General features: G+C 64.2%; 21 protein-coding genes and 1 pseudogene. 9 read left to right on the top strand and 13 right to left on the bottom strand.

Features of this window, described 5'->3' with window-relative positions; genetic code table 11:
- Window positions 1-39 precede the first annotated feature (39 nt).
- Window positions 40-339 carry a DUF1330 domain-containing protein gene (locus AC0L2P_RS02845; RefSeq protein WP_473499749.1) on the bottom strand — a complete coding sequence of 100 codons (300 nt, stop codon included), beginning with the start codon at window positions 337-339 and terminating at the stop codon, window positions 40-42.
- 150 nt (window positions 340-489) lie between these two features.
- Here AC0L2P_RS02845 and AC0L2P_RS02840 point away from each other — a divergent pair, with 150 nt between their 5' ends.
- The gene (locus AC0L2P_RS02840) at window positions 490-816 is read left to right on the top strand and encodes a GYD domain-containing protein (RefSeq protein WP_473499748.1); all 327 of its coding nucleotides are present in this window, start codon (window positions 490-492) and stop codon (window positions 814-816) included.
- Between the two features lie 328 nt (window positions 817-1,144).
- Window positions 1,145-1,762, top strand: a complete 618-nt coding sequence (locus AC0L2P_RS02835; RefSeq protein WP_473499747.1) for a L,D-transpeptidase — start codon at window positions 1,145-1,147, stop codon at window positions 1,760-1,762.
- Between the two features lie 111 nt (window positions 1,763-1,873).
- Here the strand turns inward: AC0L2P_RS02835 and AC0L2P_RS02830 are convergent, their stop codons facing one another.
- The 5 genes from AC0L2P_RS02830 to AC0L2P_RS02810 all read right to left on the bottom strand — a co-directional run bounded on the left by AC0L2P_RS02830 (window position 1,874) and on the right by AC0L2P_RS02810 (window position 8,964).
- Complete coding sequence (locus AC0L2P_RS02830; RefSeq protein ID WP_473499746.1) at window positions 1,874-2,443, bottom strand: NifU family protein; 570 nt, start codon at window positions 2,441-2,443, stop codon at window positions 1,874-1,876.
- A gap of 139 nt (window positions 2,444-2,582) precedes the next feature.
- Window positions 2,583-3,074 carry a universal stress protein gene (locus tag AC0L2P_RS02825; protein ID WP_352681359.1) on the bottom strand — a complete coding sequence of 164 codons (492 nt, stop codon included), beginning with the start codon at window positions 3,072-3,074 and terminating at the stop codon, window positions 2,583-2,585.
- A 94-nt stretch (window positions 3,075-3,168) separates the two neighbouring features.
- Entirely contained in the window at window positions 3,169-4,245 is a 1,077-nt protein-coding gene (gene trpS / locus AC0L2P_RS02820) for a tryptophan--tRNA ligase (protein ID WP_473499745.1), read from the bottom strand.
- A 275-nt stretch (window positions 4,246-4,520) separates the two neighbouring features.
- On the bottom strand, window positions 4,521-6,119 hold the full coding sequence (gene murJ / locus AC0L2P_RS02815; RefSeq protein WP_473499744.1) for a murein biosynthesis integral membrane protein MurJ: 1,599 nt from the start codon (window positions 6,117-6,119) through the stop codon (window positions 4,521-4,523).
- 46 nt (window positions 6,120-6,165) lie between these two features.
- Window positions 6,166-8,964, bottom strand: a complete 2,799-nt coding sequence (locus tag AC0L2P_RS02810) for a [protein-PII] uridylyltransferase (protein WP_473499743.1) — start codon at window positions 8,962-8,964, stop codon at window positions 6,166-6,168.
- 217 nt (window positions 8,965-9,181) lie between these two features.
- Between AC0L2P_RS02810 and AC0L2P_RS02805 the strand changes: the two genes are divergently transcribed.
- From AC0L2P_RS02805 to AC0L2P_RS02795, 3 genes are all read left to right on the top strand, one after another.
- A complete protein-coding gene (locus tag AC0L2P_RS02805; protein WP_473499742.1) occupies window positions 9,182-11,686 on the top strand; it encodes a heavy metal translocating P-type ATPase in 2,505 nt (834 codons plus the stop codon).
- A gap of 43 nt (window positions 11,687-11,729) precedes the next feature.
- Window positions 11,730-12,116 (top strand): CopM family metallochaperone, encoded by a 387-nt coding sequence (gene copM, locus AC0L2P_RS02800; protein ID WP_473499741.1) that lies wholly within the window; start codon window positions 11,730-11,732, stop codon window positions 12,114-12,116.
- A gap of 109 nt (window positions 12,117-12,225) precedes the next feature.
- The gene (locus tag AC0L2P_RS02795; RefSeq protein WP_473499740.1) at window positions 12,226-13,071 is read left to right on the top strand and encodes an aldo/keto reductase; all 846 of its coding nucleotides are present in this window, start codon (window positions 12,226-12,228) and stop codon (window positions 13,069-13,071) included.
- 105 nt (window positions 13,072-13,176) lie between these two features.
- Here AC0L2P_RS02795 and mutS read toward each other — a convergent pair whose 3' ends face one another.
- Complete coding sequence (gene mutS / locus AC0L2P_RS02790) at window positions 13,177-15,927, bottom strand: DNA mismatch repair protein MutS (RefSeq protein ID WP_473499739.1); 2,751 nt, start codon at window positions 15,925-15,927, stop codon at window positions 13,177-13,179.
- Window positions 15,928-16,066: 139 nt separating this feature from the next.
- On the opposite strand from mutS, the gene AC0L2P_RS02785 reads away from it, so the two are divergent.
- Entirely contained in the window at window positions 16,067-18,346 is a 2,280-nt protein-coding gene (locus AC0L2P_RS02785; protein ID WP_473499738.1) for an NADP-dependent malic enzyme, read from the top strand.
- A 185-nt stretch (window positions 18,347-18,531) separates the two neighbouring features.
- Here AC0L2P_RS02785 and AC0L2P_RS02780 read toward each other — a convergent pair whose 3' ends face one another.
- A complete protein-coding gene (locus tag AC0L2P_RS02780; protein WP_473499737.1) occupies window positions 18,532-19,524 on the bottom strand; it encodes an adenosine kinase in 993 nt (330 codons plus the stop codon).
- Window positions 19,525-19,736: 212 nt separating this feature from the next.
- Between AC0L2P_RS02780 and AC0L2P_RS02775 the strand changes: the two are divergent.
- Together AC0L2P_RS02775 and AC0L2P_RS02770 are read left to right on the top strand one after the other, a co-directional pair.
- Window positions 19,737-20,634 (top strand): annotated as a pseudogene (locus AC0L2P_RS02775) (EamA family transporter).
- Window positions 20,635-20,718: 84 nt separating this feature from the next.
- Window positions 20,719-21,414, top strand: a complete 696-nt coding sequence (locus AC0L2P_RS02770; RefSeq protein ID WP_473499736.1) for a sulfate transporter family protein — start codon at window positions 20,719-20,721, stop codon at window positions 21,412-21,414.
- 97 nt (window positions 21,415-21,511) lie between these two features.
- On the opposite strand, the gene AC0L2P_RS02765 is transcribed toward AC0L2P_RS02770, so the two are convergent.
- From AC0L2P_RS02765 to AC0L2P_RS02750, 4 genes are all read right to left on the bottom strand, one after another.
- Window positions 21,512-22,510, bottom strand: a complete 999-nt coding sequence (locus AC0L2P_RS02765) for a proline racemase family protein (RefSeq protein WP_473499735.1) — start codon at window positions 22,508-22,510, stop codon at window positions 21,512-21,514.
- A gap of 14 nt (window positions 22,511-22,524) precedes the next feature.
- Window positions 22,525-23,328 carry an isocitrate lyase/PEP mutase family protein gene (locus tag AC0L2P_RS02760; protein WP_473499734.1) on the bottom strand — a complete coding sequence of 268 codons (804 nt, stop codon included), beginning with the start codon at window positions 23,326-23,328 and terminating at the stop codon, window positions 22,525-22,527.
- 76 nt (window positions 23,329-23,404) lie between these two features.
- A complete protein-coding gene (locus AC0L2P_RS02755) occupies window positions 23,405-24,256 on the bottom strand; it encodes a hypothetical protein (protein WP_473499733.1) in 852 nt (283 codons plus the stop codon).
- A gap of 75 nt (window positions 24,257-24,331) precedes the next feature.
- Window positions 24,332-24,742 carry an SRPBCC family protein gene (locus AC0L2P_RS02750; protein ID WP_473499732.1) on the bottom strand — a complete coding sequence of 137 codons (411 nt, stop codon included), beginning with the start codon at window positions 24,740-24,742 and terminating at the stop codon, window positions 24,332-24,334.
- Window positions 24,743-24,820: 78 nt separating this feature from the next.
- Between AC0L2P_RS02750 and AC0L2P_RS02745 the strand changes: the two genes are divergently transcribed.
- Entirely contained in the window at window positions 24,821-25,405 is a 585-nt protein-coding gene (locus AC0L2P_RS02745) for a TetR/AcrR family transcriptional regulator (protein ID WP_473499731.1), read from the top strand.
- Window positions 25,406-25,437: 32 nt separating this feature from the next.
- Here the strand turns inward: AC0L2P_RS02745 and AC0L2P_RS02740 are convergent, their stop codons facing one another.
- On the bottom strand, window positions 25,438-26,094 hold the full coding sequence (locus AC0L2P_RS02740; RefSeq protein WP_473499967.1) for an HAD family hydrolase: 657 nt from the start codon (window positions 26,092-26,094) through the stop codon (window positions 25,438-25,440).
- Window positions 26,095-26,106 lie beyond the last annotated feature (12 nt).

Genomic DNA, 26,106 nt, shown 5'->3' with positions numbered 1-26,106 from the left:
CCCGGTTTTTTCGGGCGATTATCTGGTTGACAACTCCCTCTAACTAACCGGCATCACACCCTCCAGAGCAATGATCCTCGTCTTTGCGCAGCGTTCGCGGATGGCTTTGAGGCGGCCGTATTCCGGAGAGTCGTACCATGCCATGAGGGAAGCCATGTCGGGGAATTCGACAATGACGAGGCGATGAGGTTCCCAGTCGCCTTCCAGCACTTTGGTGGCTCCGCCACGAGCGATGTACCTGCCCCCGTAGCGGGCTTCGGTTGCCGGCACGTCCCGGCGGTATTCTTCGAAAACCGCGGCGTCGGTTATGTCGACATCGGCAATGAGATATGCGGCCATGGACCTTACTCCCCTGAAAAAGACATTGAAGCAGGTCCATTAGCGGTCCTGCAACTAAGTCAACTGTACTACGCCTCTGAAACGACTCGCCTTCTCCCGGATTGGGGCGCTTAACTGTCTTGGTGGGGCAGCTCTGGGAGGAGACGAACCATGCCGATGTATCTCACGCGATTCAGCTACAGGCCCGAAACGTGGGCGCGCTTGATGGATAATCCCGAGGACAGACGCGAGGCTGCCCGATCCTACATCGAGTCGGTCGGCGGCAAGCTGCACGGGTTCTGGTATGCCTTCGGAGAGCACGATGGCTGGAACCTGTGGGAGGCGCCGGACAATGTGTCGATGGCATCCGTCATGCTTGCCATTGGTGCGGGAGGCGCGCTCAGCTCTTACGAGACCACCGTGCTGCTAACTGTCGAAGAGACGATGGACGCTCTCGGGAGGGCGAAGTCGATCCGGTATCGCCCACCGGGATCGTGACGGCCGCCCCCGCTTTGCGGAGTGTCGAAGTCTGGTAACGCTTGCTCTAGACCTGCGCGCGTTCCTAAACTTTTTGATCGCTGGGCAGCGTCACCGACATTGACGGTGATTTCCTCCACTTCCTGGTACTTGTCCTTGGCCCATTGATTTTGCAGCATAATCCTGCGGGGGCTGTTGCCGAAATGTCATAGTCGCAGGTTTACCAGCACGCAAGCCCAAGGATATAGGCATCGGCCGCTTGGCAAGCAAAGCAAATGCCAGCATGAATGAAGATGAAAAAGCGGCCGACTCGAGCCGCTGTTGTTTAGGCGGGGCATCGGACCTTTTCATGCGCATAAAGTCACTTGCAATCGTCGCGGCCCTGGCGCTGTCGACGGCTGTCGCCGGTTGCAGCACCATCGGCTCGCAGGTCTTTACCAACAACTATGGCGCGGTGACCGATGCCGGTTATCATTTGCCGCGCGTCCCGATCGAAAAGGTGCCGTTCAAATACCGCCGGCAGATCGTCGACTATGACACCAAGGAAAAGCCGGGCACCATCATCGTCGATACGCAGAACAAGTTCCTCTATTTCGTCATGGGCGACGGTGAGGCGATGCGCTACGGCATCGGCGTCGGCCGTGAAGGTTTCGAATGGCACGGCACCGCCCATATCGCGCTGAAGCGCGAATGGCCGACCTGGACGCCGCCTTCGCAGATGATCAAGCGGCAGCCGGAATTGGCCAAGTTTGCCGCCGGCATGGAGCCGGGGTTGAAGAACCCGCTCGGCGCGCGCGCCATGTACCTGTTCAACAAGGGCGGCGACATGGGCTACCGCCTGCATGGCAGCCCGGAATGGAATTCAATCGGCAAGGCGATGTCGTCGGGCTGCATCCGGCTGATGAACCAGGACATTATCGACCTCTACGACCGCACCTCGGTCGGCGCCAAGGTCATTGTCTTGTAGAAACCTTTATGCGCGGACCGTCTAGGCAACAACACAGACGTCGCAAACAGAAAACCGGGCACTTTGGCCCGGTTTTTTGTTGTCTATCGACGTTGACGATGGAACGGTGCGTCAGGAGACCTGTTCGACATGCTGCACTTCCGGCACAAAGTGCCGGAGCAGGTTCTGGATGCCGTGCTTCAGCGTCGCCGTCGATGACGGGCAGCCGGCGCAGGCGCCCTTCATGTGCAGGAACACGGTGCCGTTCTCAAAGCCGCGGAAGGTGATATCGCCGCCGTCCTGGGCGACGGCCGGGCGCACCCGCGTGTCGAGCAGCTCCTTGATGGTGACGACCAGCTCCTCGTCGGCCTTGTCGTAGAATTCGCCGGTCTGGCTGGTCTCGGCGGCGGCGCCGGCCTTGGCCATCACCGGGGCGCCGGACATGAAATGCTCCATGATGGCGCCGAGGATTGCCGGCTTCAGATGCTGCCAGTCGGGGCCGTCCTTGGTCACGGTGATGAAATCATAACCGAAGAAGACGCCGGTGACGCCGGGGATCTCGAACAGCCGGCCGGCCAACGGCGAAGCCGTCGCGGCGCTGTCGGCATCGCGGAAATCGGCGGTGCCTTCTTGCAGCACTTCCTTGCCGGGCAGGAATTTCAGCGTCGCCGGGTTTGGCGTCGACTCGGTCTGGATGAACATGGCCGTCTCCGTGCCCGTTTCGGGCAGCTAGTTTGGAATAATTCTAATTAGGCTTTATCTGCCCGACATTCAAGCGAAAGACATCGCCGGTAAGGGCGGCAGGCGGAATGTTTTACCCTTGGCCTTGAGCGAGGCGCGCTCAGGCGAGGCTGTCGATCTCTTCGTCGGACAGGTTCTGCGGCACCACCGTGACCGGGATGGGAAAGGCGGCGCCCTTGCCGGCGACCGCACCGACCAGCGGCCCAGGCCCTTCCTTGCCGGCGCCTGCCGCCAGCACCAGGATGGCGATGTCCTGGTCTTCCTCGATCAGCTTGTGGATCTCTTCGGTCGGCTTGCCTTCGCGCACCACCAGCTCCGGCTCGATGCCGAGCTTCTGGCGCACCTTGTTGGCGTAGCTGTCGAGTGCCGCGCGCGCCGTGGCGTTCGCCTCCTCGCGCATGATCTTCTCGACGCCGAGCCAGTGCTGGAAATCATCCGGCTCGATGACATAGAGCAGCACCAGTACGCCGCCCGTGCTTTGCGCCCGCTTCGAGGCGTAGGCGACGGCGCGCTCGCATTCGGGTGTATCGTCGATGATCGCCAGGAACTTGCGGCGATGACCGACTTCGCGGCTGAGGCGTTTGGAGACCATATTCACCCTGTTCGATGGTTTCGGCCGCAATCTGCCACCGCCACAGCCCGCCCGCAAGCGACCGGCGGCTGTGGCGACGTCGGTGCAGCTTAAATTAGCCTTGCAGCAGGCCGATAATGTCGCGCACGGTCTTCATCGTCGCTTCAGCCAATGTGCCGGCGCGCTCGCCGCCGTCCCGCAGCACCGCATCGACATAGGCGCGGTCGCCGGAGATGCGGCGCATCTCGCCGGCGATCGGCGCCAGCTTTTCCACGGCGAGATCGGCCAGCGCCGGCTTGAACACCGAGAACTGCTGGCCGCCATATTCCTTCAGCACCGCCTCTTTCGATATTTCGGCGAGGCCGGCATAGATGCCGACGAGGTTTTCCGCTTCCGGCCGGCCGGCAAGCCCGTCCAGTTCGCCGGGCAAAGCCTCCGGGTCGGTCTTGGCCTTGCGGATCTTCTTCGAGATGGCATCGGCATCGTCGGTCAGATTGATGCGCGACAGGTCCGACGGGTCTGATTTCGACATCTTCTTCGAACCGTCGCGCAAGCTCATGATGCGCGCCGCCGGGCCGCCGATGACCGGCTCGGTCAGCGGGAAATAGCCGTTCACCGTCTCTTCGCCGACCTGCATCTCGACGCCGACGCCAAGCGCTGCGATGCGGTCCGAAAAGTCGTTGTTGAACTTCTGCGCAATGTCGCGGGTCAGCTCCAGATGCTGCTTCTGGTCGTCGCCGACCGGCACATGAGTGGCGCGGTAGACGAGAATGTCGGCGGCCATCAGGGAGGGATAGGCGAGCAGGCCGAGCGAGGCGTTCTCGCGGTCCTTGCCGGCCTTGTCCTTGAACTGCGTCATGCGGTTCATCCAACCGATGCGCGCCACGCAGTTGAAAATCCAGGCAAGCTCAGCGTGCTGCATCACCCGCGACTGGTTGAAGACGATGTGCTTGGTCGGATCGATGCCGGAGGCGAGAAACGCCGCGGTGATCGAACGCGTCTGGTCCTGCAGATCCTCATGGACGAGCTGCGCGGTCAGCGAATGCAGGTCGACGACGCAATAGATGCAGTCGGAGGTGTCCTGCAGGGCGACGAATTTCTTGATGGCACCGAGATAATTGCCGAGATGCAGATTGCCGGTTGGCTGGACGCCGGAAAAGACGAGCGGTTTGAAGGCGGGCTGATCGGTCATGGTGTTTCCCTGGCTTGTGGAGGGCCGTTTCGCGCGCGGCGAAAGTCTTGCGACGGCGCGCTTATGGACGAGAGCGAGGAGACGATCAAGAGGGGCGTTGGCCAGGGCGCGGGGCTTTGGCTTCGGCCGAACAGAAGGCTGTTTGAGGGGATGGCGCCGACCAGAAACAAAAACCCGCCTCGAAGGGCGGGTCGTTGGAGCCAATTAGCACCATACCGAGATTAGTAGCATAGCTGCCGGCACAAAGCAAGAACAAAATTGGCGAATTTTCCGCTTCACAGATCTGGAGACGGTTCCTTGACCGGCTCGGACCCCTTCCGCCCGATATTGCGGCGGATCATGCCGAAATCCGCGCCGCCGGTGGCGAAGGCGGTGACGAAGTAGAGCAGCGCCCCGCTGGCGACGAGCGCAAGCACGGTTACCGCCTTGATCACCAGCGGCGAGCCGGAAGCCAGCCTTGCGGCGAACCAGTGCTCGGCAAAATAGAGCGCGGCGGCCATCACCGCCGCCGACAGCACCAGCCGCGGAATGCGTTTCATGAGCGGCACGTCGCGGCCCCAATGGCCGCGCCGGATCAGCACGGCGAGCAGCATCGCCGCATTGACCCAGCCGGCGACGGCGGAGGCAACGGCAATGCCGGGCGCGCCCATGGTCGGAAACAGCGTCAGCGCCGCCGTAATGTTAACCGCCACCGAGATGGCGGCGAAAATCATCGGCGTGCGCGTGTCCTCGCGGGCGAAATAGCCTGGGGTGAACGCCTTGATCAGCACGAAAGCCGGCAGGCCGAGGCCGAAGATCGCCAGGATTGCCGCGACCGTCGGCGTCGAATTGTTGGCGGCGAAGGCGCCGCGCTCATAGACCAGCCGCACGATCGGCTCGGACATGACCAGCAGCGCCGCCGCCGCCGGCAAGGTCATGAACAAGGTGAACTCGACCGAGCGGTTCTGCAGATTGGCCGCTTCGACCAGATTGCCTGACTTTAGCGCCCGCGACAGTTCCGGCAAAAGCACGATGGCGACGGCGACGCCGACGACGCCCAACGGCAGCTGGTAAACGCGGTCGGCATAGGCCAGCGACGACACGGCGCTGTCCTGCGCCGAGGCGATCGCCGTCCCGATCAGCTGGTTGATCTGGGTGATGCCGCCGGTGATCGCCGCCGGCAGCGCCAGGATCAGCAGCCGCTTGACATTCGGCGTCATCTTCGGCCGCCGGAAGCCGATCGAAATGCCGGCATGGCGCACCGCCGCCCAGACGATCGCCAGCTGCACCAGGCCGGCGGCCAGCACGCCCCAGGCCAGGCCGAAACCGACGGTGCGGGCGTCCGAACCCTTGTACCAGGCATAGGCGAGCACGGCGATGAGGATGACGTTGAGGAACACCGGCGCCACCGCGGCGGCGAAATAGCGGCGCAGCGAGTTCAGCATGCCGGCCATCATGGCGCCGAGCGACATGCAGATCAGGTAGGGGAACATGACGGTCGCCAGCGCCACCGTCGTCTCGAATTTTCCAGGCGTGTCGGCAAAGCCCGGCGCCACCAGATAGCGCACGATCAGCGGCATCGCCAGTTCCATGGCGATGGTCAGCGCCAGAAGCGCCGTGAACAAGACGCCGAATACCTCTTCGGAGAAGCGCTTGGCGCCCTCGGTGCCGTGTGTTTCGATCTCCTTGGCAAACAGCGGCACGAAGGCGGCGTTGAAGGCGCCTTCGGCGAACAGCCGGCGAAAGGTGTTGGGGAACTGGAAGGCGGCGTTGAAGGCGTCGGCGACCGGCCCGGTGCCGAGTGCGGCAGCCATCAGCATCTCGCGGCCGAAGCCGAGGGCCCGGCTCATCAGCGTGCCAGAAGCGACCGTGGCGAATTTCTTGACAAGGCTCATGCGCTTGAAGACTGCCTGTGGGATTGGGGCAAATGGAAGGTAACAGTCACTCGGCGGCCGTTTTGGTCTTGCCGCGCTCGGACGCCGTGCCCTCGAGCACCGCGATCAGCCTGTTGCGGATGGTCGCGATGCGCGACGGGCTGTCGATCTTCTGGCCGGTGAGATCGGTGACGTAGAACGTGTCGATGACTTTTTCGCCGAAGGTGGTGATGTGGGCCGAGGCGATGTCGAGCGACAGGTCCGACAGCATGCCGGTTATCTCCGACAGAAGGCCTGGCCTGTCCAGCCCCTCGACCTCGATCACCGAGAACCGGTTCGACAGCGTGTTGCGGATCTCGGCGCGCGGCGGGATGCGGAAGACCTTGGCGCCGCGCCGTGGCTTGGTGCGCTTCTCGATCATTTCGGGCAGCCAGCTCTTGCCCGACAGCACGTCCTCGATCAGCCGGCCGACGCGCTCGGCACGGCGGCGCTCGTCCTCGTCGCGGTCGAACTCCCTCGAGATCAGGATGGTGTCGAGCGCGCGGCCATCCGAGGTGGTGAAGATCTGCGCGTCGACGATGTTGCCGCCGGCGGCAGCACAGGCGCCGGCAATCACCGAAAGCAGGCGCGGATGGTCCTGCGCCAGCACGGTAATCTCGGTCACCGCCTCAAATTGGTGGGTCTTGACCATGGTGGCGAGCTTCTTGCCGGCGTGATCGGCCTCGCGGATGAATTCGGCATGGCGGAGCTGGTCGGGAAGATCGACCGCCAGCAGATAGTTCTCGTAGTGCTGGCCGACATAACGCTTGCGGGCCTTTTCCGGCCAGTCGGCGAGCGCCTCGGCCAGTTGTTCGCGCGCCGCCGCCGTCCGCTTGGCGCGCGACACCTCCGAAAACCCGCCGGTCAACAAAAGCTCGGTCTCGTAGTAGAGGGTGCGCAGCAACTGGCCCTTCCAGCCGTTCCAGACCCCAGGCCCGACGCCACGGATATCGCAGACGGTAAGCACAAGCAGCATCTTCAGCCGTTCGACCGACTGCATAATGGCGGCAAAATCCTCGATCGTCTTGCGGTCGTTGAGATCGCGGGTCTGCGCCGTCATTGACATGACGAGGTGGTTCTCGACCAGCCAGGCGACCGTTTCGGTGTCGGCCGGCGAGAGCCCCATATGCGGGCAGATGCGCCGGGCGATCCTCGCGCCGGCTTGCGAATGGTCATCCGGCCTGCCCTTGGCGATGTCGTGCAGCAGCACGGCGACATAGAGCGCTTCGCGGCTCTTCTTCAGCCCCGGCATCAGCGCGTGGGAAAGCGGATGGACCTTTTCGCCGTCGCCGCGTTCGATCTCGGCCAGCACGCCGATGCAGCGGATCAAATGCTCGTCCACAGTATAGTGGTGATACATCGAGAACTGCATCATGGCGACGATCCTGCCGAAGTCCGGGATCAGCTTGGCCAGCAGTCCGGCCTCGTTCATGCGCCGCAGATTGAGCTCGGCATTGCGGTCCGAGGTCAAGATGTCGAGGAATAGCCGGTTGGCCTCTTCGTCGCGCCTGAGCGCCTTGCCGACAAGGCCGAGCGAGCGGGTCAGAAGCTTCAGCGCATCCGGGTGGAATTCCAGGCCGTGTCTGTCGGCGAACCAGAACAGCCTGAGCAGGTTGACCGGATCGCGCTCGAACACCTCGTCGTCGGCGATGTTGATGCGGTGGTTGTCGACGATGAAATCAGCCGTGCCGGCGAGCTTGCGCTTGCGCCGCGAAAAGGTGAGGAAAATGCGGTTGAAGCCCGGCACATGCTTGGCCTGCTCTTCTTCCAGCGCGGCGCAGAAGATGCGGGTCAGGTCGCCGACATCCTTGGCGACGAGGAAGTAGTGCTTCATGAAGCGTTCGACCGCCGACAGCCCGGGATGGGTGGTGTAGCCGAGCCGCTCGGCGATGTCGCGCTGGATGTCGAAATGCAGCCGCTCCTCGGCCTTGCCGGTGAGGAAATGCATGTGGCAGCGCACCGCCCACAGGAAGTCCTCGGTCTTCCGGAACTCCCTGTATTCGGCGTCGGTAAAGACGCCCTTGTCGACCAGTTCCTCGCCGGTGCGCACCCGGTAGAAATATTTGGCGATCCAGAACAGCGTCTGCAGGTCGCGCAGGCCGCCCTTGCCGTCCTTGACGTTGGGTTCGACCAGATAGCGGCTCTCGCCGGCCTTGGCGTGGCGCTCGTCGCGTTCGGCTAGCTTGGCCTGGACATATTCTGGGCCGGTGGTGCGCACCACCTCGTGGTCGAAGCGCTGCAAAAGCTCGTCATAGAGTTTTTGCTCGCCCCACAGGAAACGCGCCTCCAGGATCGAGGTGCGGATGGTGATGTCGGTGCGCGACAGCCTGAGGCACTCGTCGATGTTGCGAGTGGCGTGGCCGACCTTCAGCCCCAAGTCCCACAGCATGTAGAGCATATATTCGACGATCTGCTCGCCCCACGGCGTTTGCTTGTAGGGCAGCAGAAACAGCAGGTCGATGTCGGACCCCGGCGCCAGCGTGCCGCGGCCATAGCCGCCGACGGCGACGACGGCCATGCGCTCGGCCGATGACGGGTTTTTCACGCGATAGACATGGGTGACGGCGAAATCGTAGAGCGCGCGGATGATCTCATCCATCAGGTGCGACAGCCGGGCGGCGCAGGCGGTACCGCTGCCATCGTCCATCAGCATGCGTTCGGCGACCGCGCGGCCGTCGGCGAGCCGGCTTTTGAGCAACTTGAGAACGCCGCTGCGCGCGGCCTTGCCGGAACCGTCGCCTACCGTGGCCTTGGTCAGTTCGGTCATCTCGCGGCGCAAGGCTTCGCCGTCGATCAGTTCCTCGAGCTTCAGGGATATTCTTGCCATAAATGCCGTTCGGCCTCGCCGTTTCGGCGGCGTCTATAGCGCGTTTTCGCGGCGCTGGGTATGGGGCGGACGGACGCGTTCTCCACGGCCGCCGGCATTTCGCGCCTGCGGCCGGTTCGGATATGGCTTGGCCACCAAAAATCGAAATTGGCCCTTGACCTTCCAGTCACTGGAAGCACTACCTCCGCCCCAACATCGAAATACAGGGGCTTCCAACATGACGCATTCCGACCACCATCATCAGGCCCATGGCAGTTGCTGCTCGGCAAAGGGTGTCTCGGCCGCCGCGGACGCCGTCATCCGCGATCCGGTCTGCGGCATGACCGTCGATCCGGCAGCCGGCAAGCCGACGGCCGAGCATGACGGCCATCGCCATCATTTCTGCAGCGAAAGCTGCCGCGCGAAATTCGTCGCTGATCCCGAAAAGTACCTGACCGCGACCGATCCCGTCTGCGGCATGAGCGTCGATCGTGCCACGGCGAAGCACTTTTTGCGGCACGAGGGCCAGGGCTTCTATTTCTGCTCGGCCGCTTGCCAGGCGAAGTTCGAGGCCGAGCCGGCAAAATATCTCGGCGACAGGCCGGCGCCGCAGGCAATGCCGAAAGGCACGCAATACACCTGCCCTATGCATCCCGAAATCATCCGCGACAAGCCCGGCTCGTGCCCAATCTGCGGCATGGCGCTGGAGCCGATGGGCGTGCCGACCGGCGACGAGGGTCCGAACCCGGAACTGGTCGACTTCACCAGGCGCCTCTGGGTGAGCGCGGTGCTGTCCGTGCCGTTGCTGCTCATCGCCATGGCGCCGATGCTCGGCCTGACGTTTCAGACTTTCATGGATGACCGCGCGAAGGTCTTGCTGGAGCTGGCGCTGGCCAGCCCCGTGGTGCTGTGGGCGGCATTCCCGTTCTTCCACCGCGGCTGGGATTCGATCCTCAATCGCAGCCCCAATATGTGGACTCTGATTTCGCTCGGCGTCGGTGCCGCCTATCTCTACAGCGTCGTCGCCACGCTGTTTCCGAGCCTCTTTCCGCACCAGTTCCGCGGCCATGACGGCACCGTGCCGGTCTATTTCGAGGCGGCGGCGGTGATCGTCGCGCTGGTGTTCCTCGGCCAGGTGCTGGAATTGCGTGCCCGGGAGAAAACCGGGTCGGCGATCCGAGCGCTGCTCGACCTGGCGCCGAAGACGGCGCGGCTGATCGGCGCGGACGGTTCCGAAAACGACGTGCCGCTCGAAACCGTCAAGACCGGCGATCGCTTGCGCATCCGCCCAGGTGACGCCGTGCCGGTCGACGGCATTGTGCTCGAAGGGCGCTCTTCCATCGACGAATCGATGATTACGGGCGAGCCGCTGCCGGTCGAGAAGACCGAAGGCGACAACCTCACCGGCGGCACACTCAACAAGAACGGTTCGCTGGTCATGCGCGCCGAAAAAATCGGCGCCGAGACGACGCTGGCACGCATCGTCGAGCTGGTCGCCAAGGCGCAGCGTTCGCGCGCGCCGATCCAGGGCTTGGCCGACCGCGTCTCGTTCTACTTCGTCCCGGCCGTCGTGCTGGTCGCCATCATTGCGTTTATTGCCTGGGCGATCGTCGGACCGGAACCCAGCCTGGTCTTTGCCATCGTCTCGGCGGTCTCGGTGCTGATCATCGCCTGTCCCTGTGCGCTCGGCCTGGCCACGCCGATGTCGATCATGACCGCCACCGGACGCGGCGCGCATGCCGGCGTGCTGATCAAGGAAGCGGCGGCGCTCGAGCGCTTTGCCTCGGTCGATACGCTGATCGTCGACAAGACGGGAACGCTGACCGAAGGCCGGCCGCAACTGACCGACGTCGTTGCCGTCGAGGGCATGGCGCAAGACGAGTTGCTGGCGCTCGCCGCCGGACTGGAAAAAGGCTCGGAGCATCCGCTGGCCGAGGCGATCGTCGAAGGCGCCGTCGAACGCGGCGTGAAGATTGCCGACGCGAGCGGTTTCGAGGCGGTTACCGGCAAGGGCGTTTCCGGCACGGTTTCGGGACAGACGGTGGCGCTCGGCAATGCCGCGATGATGGCCGATCTCGGCATCGACACGGCGGCGGTCCTGGCCACCGCCGAGACGCTGCAGGCCGACGGCAAGACCGCGATGTTCGTCGCTGTCGCAGGCAAGCTCGCCGGCCTCGTTGCCGTCGCCGACCCGATCAAGGCGACCACCGCCGAGGCGATCAAGGCATTGCATGACAGCGGGCTGAAGATCGTCATGGCGACCGGCGACAATGAGCGCACCGCCAAGGCCATCGCCGCCAGGCTCGGCATCGACGCGGTGCGTGCCGGGCTCTTGCCCGAACAGAAGAATGCGCTCGTCGAGGAGTTGCGTGCCGGCGGTGCCGGGGTTGCCATGGCCGGCGACGGCGTCAACGATGCGCCCGCACTTGCCGCCGCCGATGTCGGCATCGCCATGGGCACAGGCGCCGATGTTGCGGTCGAAAGTGCGGGAATTACGCTGGTCAAGGGCGATCTCAACGGCATCGTCAGGGCGAGGACGCTGGCCCGCGCGACGATCCGCAACATCCGCCAGAATCTGTTTTTCGCTTTCCTCTACAATGTGCTCGGCGTGCCGGTTGCTGCCGGCGTGCTTTATCCGCTCACCGGCACGCTGCTGTCGCCGATGATTGCGGCGGCGGCGATGAGCCTGTCTTCGGTGTCGGTGATCGCCAACGCATTGCGGCTCAGGACGGTGAAACTCTGAGTAAAACTTCCAAATAGACCCTGTTCAAAAAAGGAGATGATGAATGACCTTGGCCAAGAAGATCGTGCTGATGATGATGATGGCGGGAATGCTGCTTGCCGTTTTCCTCGAAAGCGTTCCGGCGCAAGCCGAGGAGATGAAGCACGACATGGGCGCAATGGGCGCACAGAGCCCCTCGACCGAGGGCTACAAGGCGGCGATGGACAAGATGCATACCGACATGACGGCAATCGAATATTCCGGCAATGCCGATGTCGATTTCGCCCGCGGCATGATCCCGCACCACCAGGCGGCCATCGACATGGCCAAGGTCGAGCTCGCCAATGGCAAGGATCCGGAAATGCGCAAGCTGGCCGAAGCAGTAATCGCCGCGCAGGAAGCCGAGATCAAGCAGATGCAGGACTGGCTTGCCGCCCATCCGGTGAAGTAGGCGTCACGTTGTCGGGGAATCCAGGCGGGAGGCTTCGCCTGGATTTCTGCTTCACCTGTATTTCCCTTGGCGGCTATGGTGCTATCCGGGCCTCGGACTGGAGCATGCCATGCCATCGACGATAAGAACGACCACCCTGCCCTGCGGCGAAGCTGTGCCGGTGCTCGGCCAGGGCACCTGGAAGATGGGCGAAGATGCTCGCCGCCGTCGCGACGAGGCCAATGCCCTGAAGCTCGGGCTGGATCTCGGCATGACGCTGATCGACACCGCCGAAATGTATGCCAGCGGCGGTGCCGAAGAGGTGGTGGCGGAGGCCATCGCCGGGCGCCGCGACGAGGTTTTCCTGGTCTCCAAGGTGCTGCCGTCCAACGCCTCGCGCACCGGCGTGAAACGGGCCTGCGACAACAGCCTGAGGCATCTCGCCACCGACCGTATTGATCTCTATCTGCTGCATTGGCCGGGCAGCGTGCCTTTGATGGAAACGGTAGAGGCGTTCGAAGCGTTGAAGGCAGCCGGCAAGATCCGCCATTGGGGCGTCAGCAATTTCGATACCGATGAGATGCAAGAGCTCACCCGATTGCCGGCCGGCGGCAATGTCCAGACCAACCAGGTGCTCTACAATCTGTCGCAGCGCGGCGTCGAGTTCGACCTCGCCCCGTGGAGCCGGCAACGCGGCATGCCGCTGATGGCCTATTCGCCGGTCGATCAGGGCGTATTGGCGCGCAACGCCATGTTAGACGCCATCGCCGCCCGCCACGGTGCGACGCCGGCGCAGATCGCGCTTGCCTGGGTGATGGCGCAGGGCGGGGTGATCGCGATTCCCAAAGCTAGCCGCCCGGAGCATGTACGCCAGAATGTCGCGGCGTTGGACATCGAGCTCACGAGCGAAGATTTCGCCGAAATCGACCGCGGTTTTCCGCCGCCGAGGCGGAAGTCGGGCCTGGCGATGATTTGAGGGTGAAGCTGCCAATCTCCCCCCACGAGGGGGGAGATTGGCTGTCATCCCCGCTTTCGCCAATCTCGAACGTTGGAACGCCGGCCGGCATTGGGGCAGCAACAATTACCTCCCAACTATCCCCTTCAGCCGGTACAGCGCCTCCAGTGCTTCCCTTGGCGTCATCTCGTCGGGATTGATCTCCGCTAGCGCTTCACCCAGCCCATCACTCCTTGCCGGCTTCGACGCTTCCCGCTTCGCTGCCACGGAAAACAGCGGCAGGTCGTCGACCAGGCGGTTGGCCTTGCCCGAAACCTCGCCGGCTTCAAGCTGGTGCAGCACTTCCTTGGCCCGGCCGACGACGGCTTCCGGCAGGCCGGCCAGCCGCGCTACCTGGACGCCGTAGGAACGGTCGGCAGCACCCTTGCCGACCTCGTGCAGGAAGACCACGTCGCCCTCCCATTCCTTGACCCGCATGGTGACGTTGGAGAGCCGCGGCAGTTTTCCGGCGAGCGCCGTCATCTCGTGGAAATGCGTGGCGAAGATCGCCCGGCAGCGGTTCTTCTCGTGCAAATATTCGACCGCCGCCCAGGCGATCGACAGGCCGTCGAAGGTGGCGGTGCCGCGGCCGATCTCGTCGAGGATGACCAGTGCGCGCTCGCCGGCCTGATTGAGGATCGCCGCCGTCTCGACCATCTCGACCATGAAGGTCGAGCGGCCGCGCGCCAGGTCGTCGGAGGCACCGACACGCGAAAACAGCCGGTCGACGACGCCGATATGGGCTGATGCCGCCGGCACGAAGGAGCCGGTCTGGGCGAGGATGGCGATCAGCGCGTTCTGCCTGAGGAAGGTCGATTTGCCGCCCATATTGGGGCCGGTCAGCAGCCAGATCGCGCCGTTTTTGGCATCGCCCTCTGGTGACAGGTCGCAATCGTTGGCGACGAACGGTCCTTCGCCCGAACGCCGCAGTGACTGTTCGACCACCGGATGGCGCCCGCCCGAAATCGCGAAGGCGAGGCTCGCATCGACCAGCGGCCGGCACCAGGCCTCGCTTTCGGAAAGCAAGGCAAGTGCGGCCGAAACGTCGAGCACGGCGAGCGCTTCGGCGCCGGCGCGGATCGTGTCGGCCTGGCCGACCACTTCCGCCGTCAGCGCCTCGAAAGCGGCAAGCTCGATCGCCAGCGCCCGGTCGGCGGCATTGGCGATCTTCGATTCCAGTTCGGCGAGTTCGGTGGTGGTGAAGCGCATGGCGTTGGCCATGGTCTGGCGATGGATGAAGCGCGCCTTGGCGCCGTCGCTGCCGGTCATGATCGCATGGTGGTTGGCGGTGACTTCGATGTAGTAGCCAAGCACATTGTTGTGCCGGATTTTCAGCGAGCGGATGCCGGTTTCATCGATCAGCGAGCGCTCCAGCCCGGCGATGACCTTGCGCGATTCGTCGCGCAGCGCTCGCATCTCATCGAGTTCAACATCGTAGCTGGAACGGACGAAGCCGCCGTCGCGTTTGAGCAGCGGCAGCTCGTCACCGAGCGCCTGCGTCAGATGCTCGGCCAGCGGGCGTGGCAGCGCCTCGATCGCCACCAGCGCCGCCGCCAATTCTTGCGAAAGGGCGGTTGTCCCAAACAGTTCGGCAATAATGCCGGCTGCCTCGAACCCGGCACGCAGCGCGCCGAGGTCGCGCGGGCCACCGCGGTTGAGCGCCAGCCGCGACAGGGCGCGCGGCATGTCGGCCACGCTCTTCAGGTTCGCCCGCACCGCCTGGCACAGTCGTGTCTCGGACCGGAAGAACGACACCGAATCCAGCCTTGCGACAATTGCCGCCGGGTCGGTCAGCGGCGCCATCAGCCGGTCGGCCAGCAGCCGCGCCCCACCGCCGGTCACCGTGCGGTCGATGGCCTTGAACAGCGAACCCTCGCGGCTGCCGGACAGGGTGCGCAGCAGTTCCAGATTGGCGCGTGTCGCCGGATCGATGAACAGCGTCGAACCCTGCTCCTCGCGCTCGGGCCGCGACAGCGGCGGCCGCTCGGCCTTCTGCGTCTTTTCGACATAGGCGATGGCGCCTGAGATCGCCGACAGCTCGGCGCGGGAAAACGTGCCGAAACTGTCCGGCGTCGCCACCTCGAAGAAACGGGCGATGCGCCCCGCGGCCGACGCCGAGTCGAACAGGCTCGGCGGCTGCGGATTGGCGACCCGGCCGAGCACGTCGAACACCGGTTTCAGCTCCGGATCGTAAAACACCGGCTCGGCGACGATCAGCTCGCGCGGGTCGACGCGAAAGACATCGGCGAGCAGCCGGTCGGCGGTGGTCTCGGCAACACGGAAGGCGCCGGTCGAAATCTCGATCCAGGCCAATGCAAAATTTCCTTGATTCCCTGTGGCGCTGCCGCGCTCCCCGCCTCTTGGCTCGGCCCCGCCCTTGACCCGGCCAAGCGCCATCAAGAAACTCGATTCCGACGGCGCCAGCAATTTGTCCTCGGTGATGGTGCCGGGCGTCACCAGCCGCACCACGTCGCGACGCACCACCGATTTGCCGCCGCGCTTCTTGGCCTCGGCCGGATCCTCGATCTGCTCGCAGACGGCGACGCGGAAACCCTGGCCGATCAGCTTCTGCAGATAATCATCGGCGGCATGCACCGGCACGCCGCACATGGGGATGTCGAGCCCCTGGTGCTTGCCGCGCTTGGTCAGCACGATGCCGAGCGCCCGGCTTGCCTTCTCGGCATCGTCGAAGAACAGCTCGTAGAAATCGCCCATGCGGTAGAACAGCAGCGAATCCGGGTTCGCCGCCTTGATCTCGATATACTGCTCCATCATCGGCGTCGCCGGCGCGAAGGCCGGCGTGGCGGTGTCGCTTCGAATGGGCGTCTCGTCGTTCACGAAGCTGCTTCCAAAATTTTGCAAGCCATGCTTGGCGGTTTACAGCGGCGAAGTGTAGCCTTAATCCCGAACCTTCCACAAAAGAAAGCATTGCACCCGTCTCAGGCGGTGCCGCACGGGTGAGGAAATCGAAAACATCATGGCCAGGAAAACCGAAAACCCCGGACCCTCCGTCAGTGCCCAGGAGGCGCTGGAATTCCACGCCATGGGCCGCCCCGGCAAGCTGGAGATCGTCGCCACCAAGCCGATGGCGACCCAGCGCGACTTGAGCCTCGCCTATTCGCCAGGCGTCGCCGTCCCCGTCCTCGCCATCGCCGAGGATCGCAGCCGCGCCTTCGACTACACGGCGCGCGGCAACATGGTCGCCGTCATTTCCAACGGCACCGCCATCCTCGGCCTCGGTAATCTCGGCGCACTGGCCGCCAAGCCGGTGATGGAAGGCAAGGCGGTCCTGTTCAAGCGCTTCGCCGATGTCGATTCCATCGACCTCGAGGTCGACACCGAGGATGCCGACGAATTCATCAACTGCGTGCGCTTTCTCGGGCCCTCCTTCGGCGGCATCAACCTCGAGGACATCAAGGCGCCGGAGTGCTTCATCATCGAGCAGCGGCTGCGCGAGCTGATGGACATACCGGTCTTCCATGACGACCAGCACGGCACTGCCATCATTTCGGCCGCCGGCCTGATCAACGCGCTGGAAATCACCGGCCGCGACATGAAGACGACGAAAATGGTCTGCAACGGCGCCGGTGCTGCCGGCATCGCCTGCATCGAATTGATGAAGGCGATGGGCTTTGCGCCAGAAAATATCATCCTTTGCGACACCAAGGGCGTCGTCTTCCAGGGCCGCACCGAAGGCATGAACCAGTGGAAATCGGCGCATGCCGTGAAAACCGGCGCGCGCTCGCTGGCCGAGGCGCTGGACGGCGCCGACGTGTTCCTCGGCCTCTCGGCCAAGGGCGCGTTGACCACCAGGATGGTGCAGTCGATGGCCGAGAAGCCGATCATCTTCGCCATGGCCAATCCCGATCCCGAGATCACGCCGGAGGAAGTCGCCGAAATCCGCACCGACGCGATCATGGCCACCGGGCGTTCGGACTATCCGAACCAGGTCAACAACGTGCTCGGCTTCCCCTACATCTTCCGCGGCGCGCTCGACGTACGGGCCACCACCATCAATGACGACATGAAGATCGCCGCGGCGCTGGCGCTCGCCGAACTGGCGCGCCAGGACGTGCCCGACGACGTCGCCGCCGCCTACCAGGGCATGCGGCCGAAATTCGGCCCCAACTACATCATCCCAGTGCCGTTCGATCCGCGCCTGATCTCGGCGATTCCGATCGCCGTCGCCAAGGCAGCGATGGAGTCCGGCGTCGCGCGCAAGCCGATCCTCGACCTCGACCGCTACGCGCAGGAGCTTTCCGCCCGCCGCGATCCGATCGCCTCGACGCTGCAGCGCATCTACGACCGCGTGCGCCGCCAGCCCAAGCGCATCGTCTTTGCCGAGGGCGAGGAGGAGCAGGTGATGCGCGCCGCCGTCTCCTATGTGAACCAGCGGCTCGGCACCGCCATCCTGCTCGGGCGCGACGACATCATCAAGGAAAACGCCAGGAACGCCGGCATCGACCTCGGCAAGCAAGGCATCGAGATCATCAACGCGCGGCTGTCGCGGCGCAACTCGGTCTACACCGACTATCTCTACGAGCGCATGCAGCGCAAAGGCTTCCTGTTCCGCGACTGCCAGCGGCTGATCAACACCGACCGCAACCATTTCGCCGCCTGCATGGTGGCGCTGGGCGATGCCGACGGCATCGTCACCGGCGTTACCCGCAACTATTCGACGGCGCTCGGCGACATCCGCCGCGTCATCGACGCAAGGCCCGGCCACTGCGTCATCGGCGTGTCGATCGTGCTCGCGCGGGGTCGCACCGTCCTCGTCGCCGACACCGCCGTGCACGACATGCCGAATGCTGAACAGATCGCCGACATAGCCGAGGAGGCCGCCGGCTTCGCCCGCCGCATGGGCTACGAGCCGAGGCTCGCCATGCTCGCCTATTCGACCTTCGGCCATCCGCAGGGCGAACGCTCCGAGCGCGTCCAGGAAGCGGTGCGCATCCTTGATAAGCGCCGCGTCGATTTCGAGTATGACGGCGAGATGGCCGCCGACGTGGCGCTCAACGCCCGCGCCATGGCGCAGTATCCGTTCATCAGGCTGACCGGCCCCGCCAACGTGCTGGTCATGCCGGCTTTCCACTCGGCCTCGATCTCGACCAAGATGCTGCAGGAGCTCGGCGGCTCCACCGTCATCGGCCCGCTGCTGGTCGGCCTGAACAAGCCGGTTCAGATCGTCTCGCTGAACGCCAAGGACTCAGACATCGTCAATATGGCGGCGATCGCGGCGTATAGCGCGGGGGCTTGAAAGAGCGGGGCAGCGGCACCTTCCTTCTCCCCTTGTTGTGGGAGAAGGTGGCCGAGCGAAGCTCGGTCGGATGGGGGGTGCTCCAGCTTGGCGCCGGCAGCACTCCGTCCAACACCCTCAACCGTCTCGGCGCTGCGCGCCGATCCACCTTCTCCCACAACAAGGGGAGAAGGTAAGAAGCGTCCCTACAACAACTCCGCCTGCTCGGCCTCGCGGCGCAGATTCTGGCGTGGCCTTGGGCCGATTTGCTGGATGACCAGCCCGGCCGCCAGCGAGCCGAGATCGCCGCACTGCTTCAGGCTGCGTCCTTGCGTATAGCCGTAGAGGAAGCCGGCGGCGTAGAGGTCGCCGGCGCCGGTCGTGTCGACCAGTTCGCGGATCGTGGTCGCCTCAATGGTGACGGTCTCGCCGCCGCGCACGATGACCGAGCCCTTTTCCGAACGGGTAACCGCGGCGATCTTGCAATCCTTGCGGATCTGCGCCAGCGCCTCGTCGAAGGACGCGGTCTGGTAGAGCGACTTGATCTCGTGGCTGTTGGCAAAGACGATGTCGACGGTGCCGGAGCGCATCAGGTCGAGGAACTCGTCGCGGTAGCGGTCGACGCAGAACGAGTCCGACAGGGTCATCGATACTTCGCGCCCGGCCGCGTGGGCGAGCTTGGCCGTCTGCCGGATCGCTTCCTTGGCGCGCGGCGGGTCCCACAGATAGCCCTCGAAATAGGTGACCGCCGCGCCCGACGCCTTGTCGGCCTCGACGTCCTCCGGGCCGAGCTCGACGCAGGCGCCGAGATAGGTGTTCATCGAGCGCTCGCCGTCCGGCGTGACGAAGATCATCGAGCGCGCCGTCGGCGGTTCGCCGTTGAGCGGTTTTGTGTCGAAGGCGACGCCTTGGGCATGGATGTCATGCGCGTAGATTTCGCCGAGCGCGTCGTTGCAGACCTTGCCGAAGAAGGCGGCGCGACCGCCGAAGGAGGCGACGCCCGCCGCCGTGTTGCCGGCACTACCGCCCGAGGCTTCGATGGCCGGGCCCATGCGGCTGTAGAGCAGTTCCGCGCGCCTCGTATCGATCAAATTCATCGCGCCCTTGATGATGCCGTTGGTCTCCAGGAACGCCTCGTCGCATTGGGCGATGATGTCGACGATGGCATTTCCGATACAAAGCACGTCATAGTCCGGCATCAATTCATGTCTCCGCCAAAAACCCACCGGCTTTCTGCCACGCCGGGCGCGGGCGGGTCTAGCCGTTTGATGCGGCTTTGCCTAGTCGACAATGCGGCGATCCGACGAATGTCAGCATAGCGACCATCGTTGGATGACGACCGAAGCATTTCCCGTGTGCCTGGCTTAGAAGCATGGCCGAGATGAGCGATGCCCAGAGGTTCCAGCCGGCCATGTCCATGAAAACCGACACGAGGATCGAGCTGGCGCTGCTCGTCGTATTGGCGGTGCTGTGGGGCGCATCCTACAGCTTCATCAAGATCGGCGTCGCGACGATCCCGCCGGTGACGCTGATCGCCGCGCGAACCCTGATCGCGGGTGGCATCCTGTTCGCGCTGATCCGCTGGCGCGGGCTGGCCTTGCCGGGCGATGCCGCAAGCTGGCGCCGGTTTGCATTCCAGGCTTGCCTCAACAGCGTCGTGCCGTTCACGCTGATCGCTTCGGCCGAGCGCTCGCTGGACGCCGGGCTGGCCACCATCCTGAATGCGACCTCGCCGATCTTCACCTTCTTGCTGACCGCCCTCATCACCCGCCACGAACCGGCGACCATGCGCAAGCTGTTCGGCGTCGCGGCGGGAATAGCCGGAATATGCCTGGTTGTCGGCGCCCCGGCGCTTGGCGGCTTCGGACAGCAATTGTTGCCGCAACTTGCTGTGGTCGCGGCGACGATCTGCTATGCCGGCGCGGCCGTTTTCGGCCGCGGCTTCAGGGGGGCTCGACCCGATGCTGCCGGCCGCCGGTTCGATGCTCTGCGGCGCCGCGATGCTGATCCCGTTGAGCCTTGCGTTCGACCGGCCATGGACCCTGGCGCCATCGACAGCTTCGGTCCTTGCGCTGCTCGGGCTTTCGGTGTTTTCAACCGCGCTTGCCTTCTCAATCTATTTCCGCCTCCTCCATACGCTGGGCTCCGTCGGCACCACCTCGCAAGCCTATCTGCGGGTGCCGATCGGCGTCGCTATCGGAGCCGTGTTCCTTGGCGAAAGCCTTGCTCCGAGCGCGTGGTGGGGAATGGCACTGGTCGTCGGCGGCGTGGCGGCGATGACCATTCCCCAGGCGAAGGTCGCGCCCTAGGAAGCCGCGCTTGCGACTTGGGCAGTCTCCGCCTATTCCGGAGGTATCAGCCACGGATACGTTTGACATGGAACTGGAAACGCCGTGATCCTCGACGCCGCCCGCGCAGCCTTGAGCCGGCTGTTCTCGCCCGAATTCCGTTCCGTGTTCCTGAAGACGCTGGGGCTGACTTTGCTGGCGCTGGCGGCGCTTTGGTTCGGGATAAAGAACCTGTTCGAATGGCTGGCCTGGCCATGGATCGATGCATGGTTGCCAGCGCTTCCTTCCTGGGCCGGATGGCTGGGCGCTGTCGTCGCCGGGATCGGCCTTGCGCTAGGTTTGGCGCTTTTCATCGCGCCGGTGACGGCGATCATCGCCGGCCTGTTCCTCGACGACGTCGCCGAGACCGTTGAGCGAACCGACTATCCCAACGATCCGCCCGGTCGCGCCGTGCCGGCGCTGCGCTCGCTGGTGCTGGCGATCCGCTTCAGCGGCGTCGTCGTCCTCGGCAATATCATCGCCCTGCTGCTTCTGCTGGTGCCGGGCATCAACATTGCCGCCTTCTTCATCGTCAACGGCTACCTGCTCGGGCGCGAGTTCTTCGAGTTCGCCGCCATGCGCTTCCGCGCGGAGGCCGAGGCCAAGGCGCTGCGCAGAAAACACGCGGTCACCGTGTTCCTGGCCGGGCTGGTGGTCGCCGCCTTCCTCGCCGTGCCGCTGCTCAACCTTTTGACGCCGCTGTTTGCCGCCGCCATGATGGTGCACCTGCACAAGGCGATCTCGGCGCGGGAAGGGGTTTAGAGCCTGTTCCATCCCGATACAGTCGGGATGGGGCTCTACCTTTTTTGTTTGATCATGATCTCTTCCGAAAACCGGCTTCCACTTTCGGGATCATGATCTAGCGCAGCAGAAAGCCGCGCCCCAGTTCATCGTCGTCTTCGACAATGAATTCGGCTCGGCCTGAGTAATAGGCGCGGCCGCCGACGCGGGCGATGATGGCGTCATGCGGTCCGGCTGTGGCCGTGCGTACGACCGCACCGGAAAAGCGCGAGCCGGCGATGCTCTCGAACAGCCGTGTCCGGCCAATCTCGATCTGGCCCTTGGCGTGCATGGCCGCCAGCCGCGCCGTGACACCCGAGCCGGTCGGCGAACGGTCGACCTCGGCATCGGCGAAGACGCAGATGTTTTTGGTCGGCGTATCGGAGAACGCATCCTGTCCGTCGGTCAGGATGGCGCCGTAGAGGAAGGCGAGATCGGCATGGTCGGGATGCGACAGCGGCAATTCGGCCTTCAGCTTATTGGTCAGCGCGGTCGCCGCATCGACGAAATCGCGCAAGCGGTTCCTGCCGAATTCGAGCCCGAACTCGCGGCAGTCGGCGAGCGCATAGAAGGCGCCGCCATAGGCGATATCGAAGCCGACCGGACCATAGCCCGGCAGCTCGATCCGCTGGCCGCGCGCAAGCAGAAACGCCGGCACGCTTTCGAAGGACACCGCACCGGCCTTGCCATCCCTTACCTCGACCGCAGCCGAAATCAGCCCGCATGGCGCCTCGATGTTGACGGTCGTCAGCGGCACGCGTAGCGCCACCAGCCGCTCGTCGACGGCGTAGCGGCCGAGCGCGACGATGGCGTGGCCGCACATCGTCGAATAGCCCTCATTGTGCATGAACAGCACCGCGAGGTCGGCGCCCGGCAGGTCGGGCTCCACCAGCAGCGCACCATACATGTCGTAATGGCCGCGCGGCTCGAACATCAGGATCTTTCTGAGATGATCGAGATGGTCGCGCACATAGGCACGCTTTTCGAGGATCGTGCCCTTGGGAATATCGGGGTAGCCGCCGGTGACGATCCGCAGCGGCTCGCCGCCGGTGTGCATGTCGACGACGGTGAGCGTCATTCGCCGGGCCCGACCTAGGCTGAAGATTTGGCAAACAGCGCCTGCAGCTTGCCGAACGGCATGGCGGCGCGGGTGAAACCGAAGGTGCCGTCCTGCTGGATCTCGCGCGCCGCGGTCTCCAGCATGCCGAAGGCGAAATTGGTGAGCCATGGGCCGAGCGAGACGCGCTTCACCCCCGCCATGGCAAGGTCGGCGATGGTGAAGCCGGGCCTGGCCATGACGTTGACCGGCTTGGTCAGTGACGAGCAGACGGTTCGCACCATCTCGATGTCGCGCAGCCCCGGTGCATAGAGCACGTCGGCGCCGGCCTTCTCGAAGGCCTGCAGCCGCTTGATGGTATCATCGAGGTCGGGCTTGCCCCACAGGAAATTCTCGGCCCGCGCGGTGAAGACGAAATCGCGTTTCAGCGCCCGTGCCGCTTCCGCCGCCGCGGCGACGCGCTCGACCGCATGCGCAAAATCATAGATCGGCTTGTCGGGCTCGCCGGTATGGTCCTCGATCGAGCAGCCGGCAAGGCCAGCCGCCTCGGCGGCGAATATGGTCTCGCCGGCACTTGTCGCGCTGTCGCCCTTGCCCTTTTCGAGGTCCGCCGAAACCGGCAGCACGGTCGCCGCCGACACTTCACGGCAATGATGGATCATCGCCTCGAACGTCACCGCGCCATCGGGCAGGCCGCGCGAAAAGGCAAAACCGGCGCTGGTCGTCGCCAGCGCCTTGAAGCCGAACGAAGCCAAAAGCTTGGTCGTGCCGACGTCCCAGGAATTGGCCATGACGAAGATCGAGGCATGCAGCTCGCGAAAAATCTTGCCCTTATCCATGGATGCTCCCCTCCAATGCAGAATGTGAGGCAATTCTAGCCCGGCGGAAGGCGCCGGGCAAACAATTGCGGTTGGCTCAGAAGCGTTTGGCGTTCCCTTCTGCCAATTGGTCCAGCGCGTCGGAATCCTTGACATAATGCGAAGCATTTTTGTCCCAATGATAGGTGACGGAAATGTCGCGCGACGACGCCTCCGGCGGCGGCTGGCCGTCGCAGCTTTCTTCGCCCGGCAGCGTCGCGTCTGTCACCGTGACCTTGATGGCTGCATAGGGCTGGCCGCCGGCGATCGCCTGGAACGCCGCATTCTGCGTCCTCCTATGGGTGCAGAGGTTTTCGTCGAACGTATAGATCATGTCGATCAGCTCGAACCTGTCGTTGCGGACCATGATCAGCGGCGTGATCCCATAGCCCTGGCTCGAATTGAAATGCATGCTCATGGTGATGATGGCGTCGTCACCAGGCCCGATCGGCAGCTTGCCCGGATCGCGAAGATAGGTGATGCGGTCGACGGCGACATTGACCGCGTCGAGCAGGGCCGGCTTGCCGGTGATATCGTAGAGCGCCAGCACGGCATAGCCCTCGGCGCTGTCGGGCGAGTCGCCGAGGTCGAACAGCATGGTCAGCCGCTCCTTGCCGCCGGCCTTGATGCCGAGCACGCCGGCATTGGAAAGACCCGACGTCGCCGGCGGCGAGCCGCCGTAGTCCGGTCCAGCGATGTGACGCATCTCGATCGGCATCGAACCCCGGTACAAGCCGTCCTTGTCCGCGGCCAGATCGGGAATGACCATCCTTGCGAGATCGATATAGGTGACATCACCGTGGCCGGAGACGGCGCTGCCGAGTTCCGGGAAGCTGACAGCCTCAGCGCTGGCCATCGTCCAGAGACAGGGCAGCAGCAGGCAGGCGAAGAGGAAACGAGGGAAGGTCATGCGCGCGCTCGTTGTGTCGGGCGCGCGCAAGCTAGAGTATTTTGCGGCCAAGAGGAAACACTTGGCGTTGCGTCACTATGTTGCTTCGGCTTGGCTCGCCAAGGTCTGCTGGAAAACCGGCACCAGCTGATCCATGGCGGCTGCGAGCCACGTGCCGAGTTCGTCGGGCAGAGTGTCGTGGACCCAGACCAGACGGCTGCGGCCCTCGCCCTCGGCAAAGACCTGCATGGAGGTATTGTCGTGGGTAACCTCGTCGCCGAGCCATCCCCACACGATCCGCCGGTTCTGCTCGTCGCGGGCGATCAGCCGCTCCCGCACAATCTTGCCGTCGGCGAACATAAGCGCCCGCACGTCGCCCTCCTCCACCCGGCAGTCGACGAAAACGCCTGGGGCTATCCGTTGCGCGCCGCCAGCGAAGTCGCCCACCGTCGCCCATACGCTTTCCGGTGAAGCATCTACGATGATTTCCCTGACTATCGAAGCCATGTTCGCCTTCCCTCTAACAGGTAGACCTGTCTGTCTACATATGGATGTATACAGACCTGTCTGCTATACGGTCAAGGGATGTCCGCAGCCCGAATCAACCATCGCCCCGAAAGCCTTGCGCGCCGTCGCATCCTCGATACGGCGACCGTGCTGTTTTCTCTGGAGGGGGTGCGCGCAATCGGCATCGACCGCATCATCGCCGAGGCCGGCGTTGCGAAGGCGACGTTCTATCATCACTTCGCGGCCAAGGACGATCTCGTCCGCGCCTACATCGAGGAGCTCAGCAAGCGAGGACGGGCGGCAATCGCGAGCCTTGGCCGGCGGCCACATCGCCAGATAATCCTTGCTATATTCGATCTTATTGCCGACGCGGCGGATCAGCCGGGCTATCGCGGCTGCCCGTTCCAGAATGCCGCTGCCGAATATCCCGACCGCAGCAGCCCGGTTCGCCAGGCGATCGATCAGCATCGTCACTGGAAGTGGGGTATCCTTAGGGATCTGCTGATCGCGGACGCAAATCCCGATCCGGACCGCACCTCGGACGCGCTAACGGTGGCGGCCGACGGCCTCCTTGTCGTCAGTCATCTCGACAGGCCGGCCAATCTGCGCAGCCTCATACGCGACACGGTCGACCGGGTACTTGGAGCCCCACGTACGGTCTGAGACCAGGCCCGTATGCAGCCTGCGCAAAGCGATCAGTGGATCGGCACCAGCCCGGCCAGTTCACGCATGTCGTCGAACAGGATGCCGCCGGCTTCGATCAGTCCATCGCGGTCGGAAAGCGGGTCGCCATGGTAGGAGTAGACGCGCATGCCGGCAGCGGTGCCGGCTGCAGTCCCTGCGACGCTGTCCTCGATGACGATGCAGTCGGCGGGGGCGAAGCCCATCGTCGCTGCCGCATGCAGGAAGAGGTCGGGGAACGGCTTGCCGCGCGAGACCATGGTCGAGCTGAACAGCGCATGCTCGAATAGCGGCAGCAGCCCGGTCTGGCCGAGCGTGATGTGCATTTTGGACACCCGTGCCGACGAGGCGACGCAGGTGGCGATGCCGGCGGCGTGTACGGTTTCGATGAACTCGCGAACGTAGGGGACGGCCTCGACGCCATGCGCGAACAGGTCCGGCAGGCCGGCGTTCCAGCGCTCGACGAACTCGGCGCCGAGGCTGACGCCGGTCGCCTCGACTTCCTTCTGCACCGAGACCATGCTGCGGCCGGAAAAATTCTTGCGGCAATATTCGAAGCTGGCCGGAAAGCCGGCCGCGGTCAGCCATTCGGCGAGGCGTCGGTTGGCGAGGTTCTCGGTGTCGACCAGAACCCCGTCGCAATCGAAGATCACGAGTTTGGGTATCTTCATTTTCGATGCGCT

This window comes from Mesorhizobium sp. WSM4836, assembly GCF_055811815.1.
Note: the sequence above shows the minus strand (reverse complement) of the source record. Positions and strands in the feature narration are given on the sequence as shown.

What these genes read in the sequence shown, in the direction of transcription:
- AC0L2P_RS02845 (WP_473499749.1), bottom strand. Translation starts at nt 339, where the DNA reads ATGGCCGCATATCTCATTGCCGATGTCGACATAACCGACGCCGCGGTT.
- AC0L2P_RS02840 (WP_473499748.1), top strand. Translation starts at nt 490, where the DNA reads ATGCCGATGTATCTCACGCGATTCAGCTACAGGCCCGAAACGTGGGCG.
- AC0L2P_RS02835 (WP_473499747.1), top strand. Translation starts at nt 1,145, where the DNA reads ATGCGCATAAAGTCACTTGCAATCGTCGCGGCCCTGGCGCTGTCGACG.
- AC0L2P_RS02830 (WP_473499746.1), bottom strand. Translation starts at nt 2,443, where the DNA reads ATGTTCATCCAGACCGAGTCGACGCCAAACCCGGCGACGCTGAAATTC.
- AC0L2P_RS02825 (WP_352681359.1), bottom strand. Translation starts at nt 3,074, where the DNA reads ATGGTCTCCAAACGCCTCAGCCGCGAAGTCGGTCATCGCCGCAAGTTC.
- trpS (WP_473499745.1), bottom strand. Translation starts at nt 4,245, where the DNA reads ATGACCGATCAGCCCGCCTTCAAACCGCTCGTCTTTTCCGGCGTCCAG.
- murJ (WP_473499744.1), bottom strand. Translation starts at nt 6,119, where the DNA reads ATGAGCCTTGTCAAGAAATTCGCCACGGTCGCTTCTGGCACGCTGATG.
- AC0L2P_RS02810 (WP_473499743.1), bottom strand. Translation starts at nt 8,964, where the DNA reads ATGGCAAGAATATCCCTGAAGCTCGAGGAACTGATCGACGGCGAAGCC.
- AC0L2P_RS02805 (WP_473499742.1), top strand. Translation starts at nt 9,182, where the DNA reads ATGACGCATTCCGACCACCATCATCAGGCCCATGGCAGTTGCTGCTCG.
- copM (WP_473499741.1), top strand. Translation starts at nt 11,730, where the DNA reads ATGACCTTGGCCAAGAAGATCGTGCTGATGATGATGATGGCGGGAATG.
- AC0L2P_RS02795 (WP_473499740.1), top strand. Translation starts at nt 12,226, where the DNA reads ATGCCATCGACGATAAGAACGACCACCCTGCCCTGCGGCGAAGCTGTG.
- AC0L2P_RS02785 (WP_473499738.1), top strand. Translation starts at nt 16,067, where the DNA reads ATGGCCAGGAAAACCGAAAACCCCGGACCCTCCGTCAGTGCCCAGGAG.
- AC0L2P_RS02780 (WP_473499737.1), bottom strand. Translation starts at nt 19,524, where the DNA reads ATGCCGGACTATGACGTGCTTTGTATCGGAAATGCCATCGTCGACATC.
- AC0L2P_RS02765 (WP_473499735.1), bottom strand. Translation starts at nt 22,510, where the DNA reads ATGACGCTCACCGTCGTCGACATGCACACCGGCGGCGAGCCGCTGCGG.
- AC0L2P_RS02760 (WP_473499734.1), bottom strand. Translation starts at nt 23,328, where the DNA reads ATGGATAAGGGCAAGATTTTTCGCGAGCTGCATGCCTCGATCTTCGTC.
- AC0L2P_RS02755 (WP_473499733.1), bottom strand. Translation starts at nt 24,256, where the DNA reads ATGACCTTCCCTCGTTTCCTCTTCGCCTGCCTGCTGCTGCCCTGTCTC.
- AC0L2P_RS02750 (WP_473499732.1), bottom strand. Translation starts at nt 24,742, where the DNA reads ATGGCTTCGATAGTCAGGGAAATCATCGTAGATGCTTCACCGGAAAGC.
- AC0L2P_RS02745 (WP_473499731.1), top strand. Translation starts at nt 24,821, where the DNA reads ATGTCCGCAGCCCGAATCAACCATCGCCCCGAAAGCCTTGCGCGCCGT.
- AC0L2P_RS02740 (WP_473499967.1), bottom strand. Translation starts at nt 26,094, where the DNA reads ATGAAGATACCCAAACTCGTGATCTTCGATTGCGACGGGGTTCTGGTC.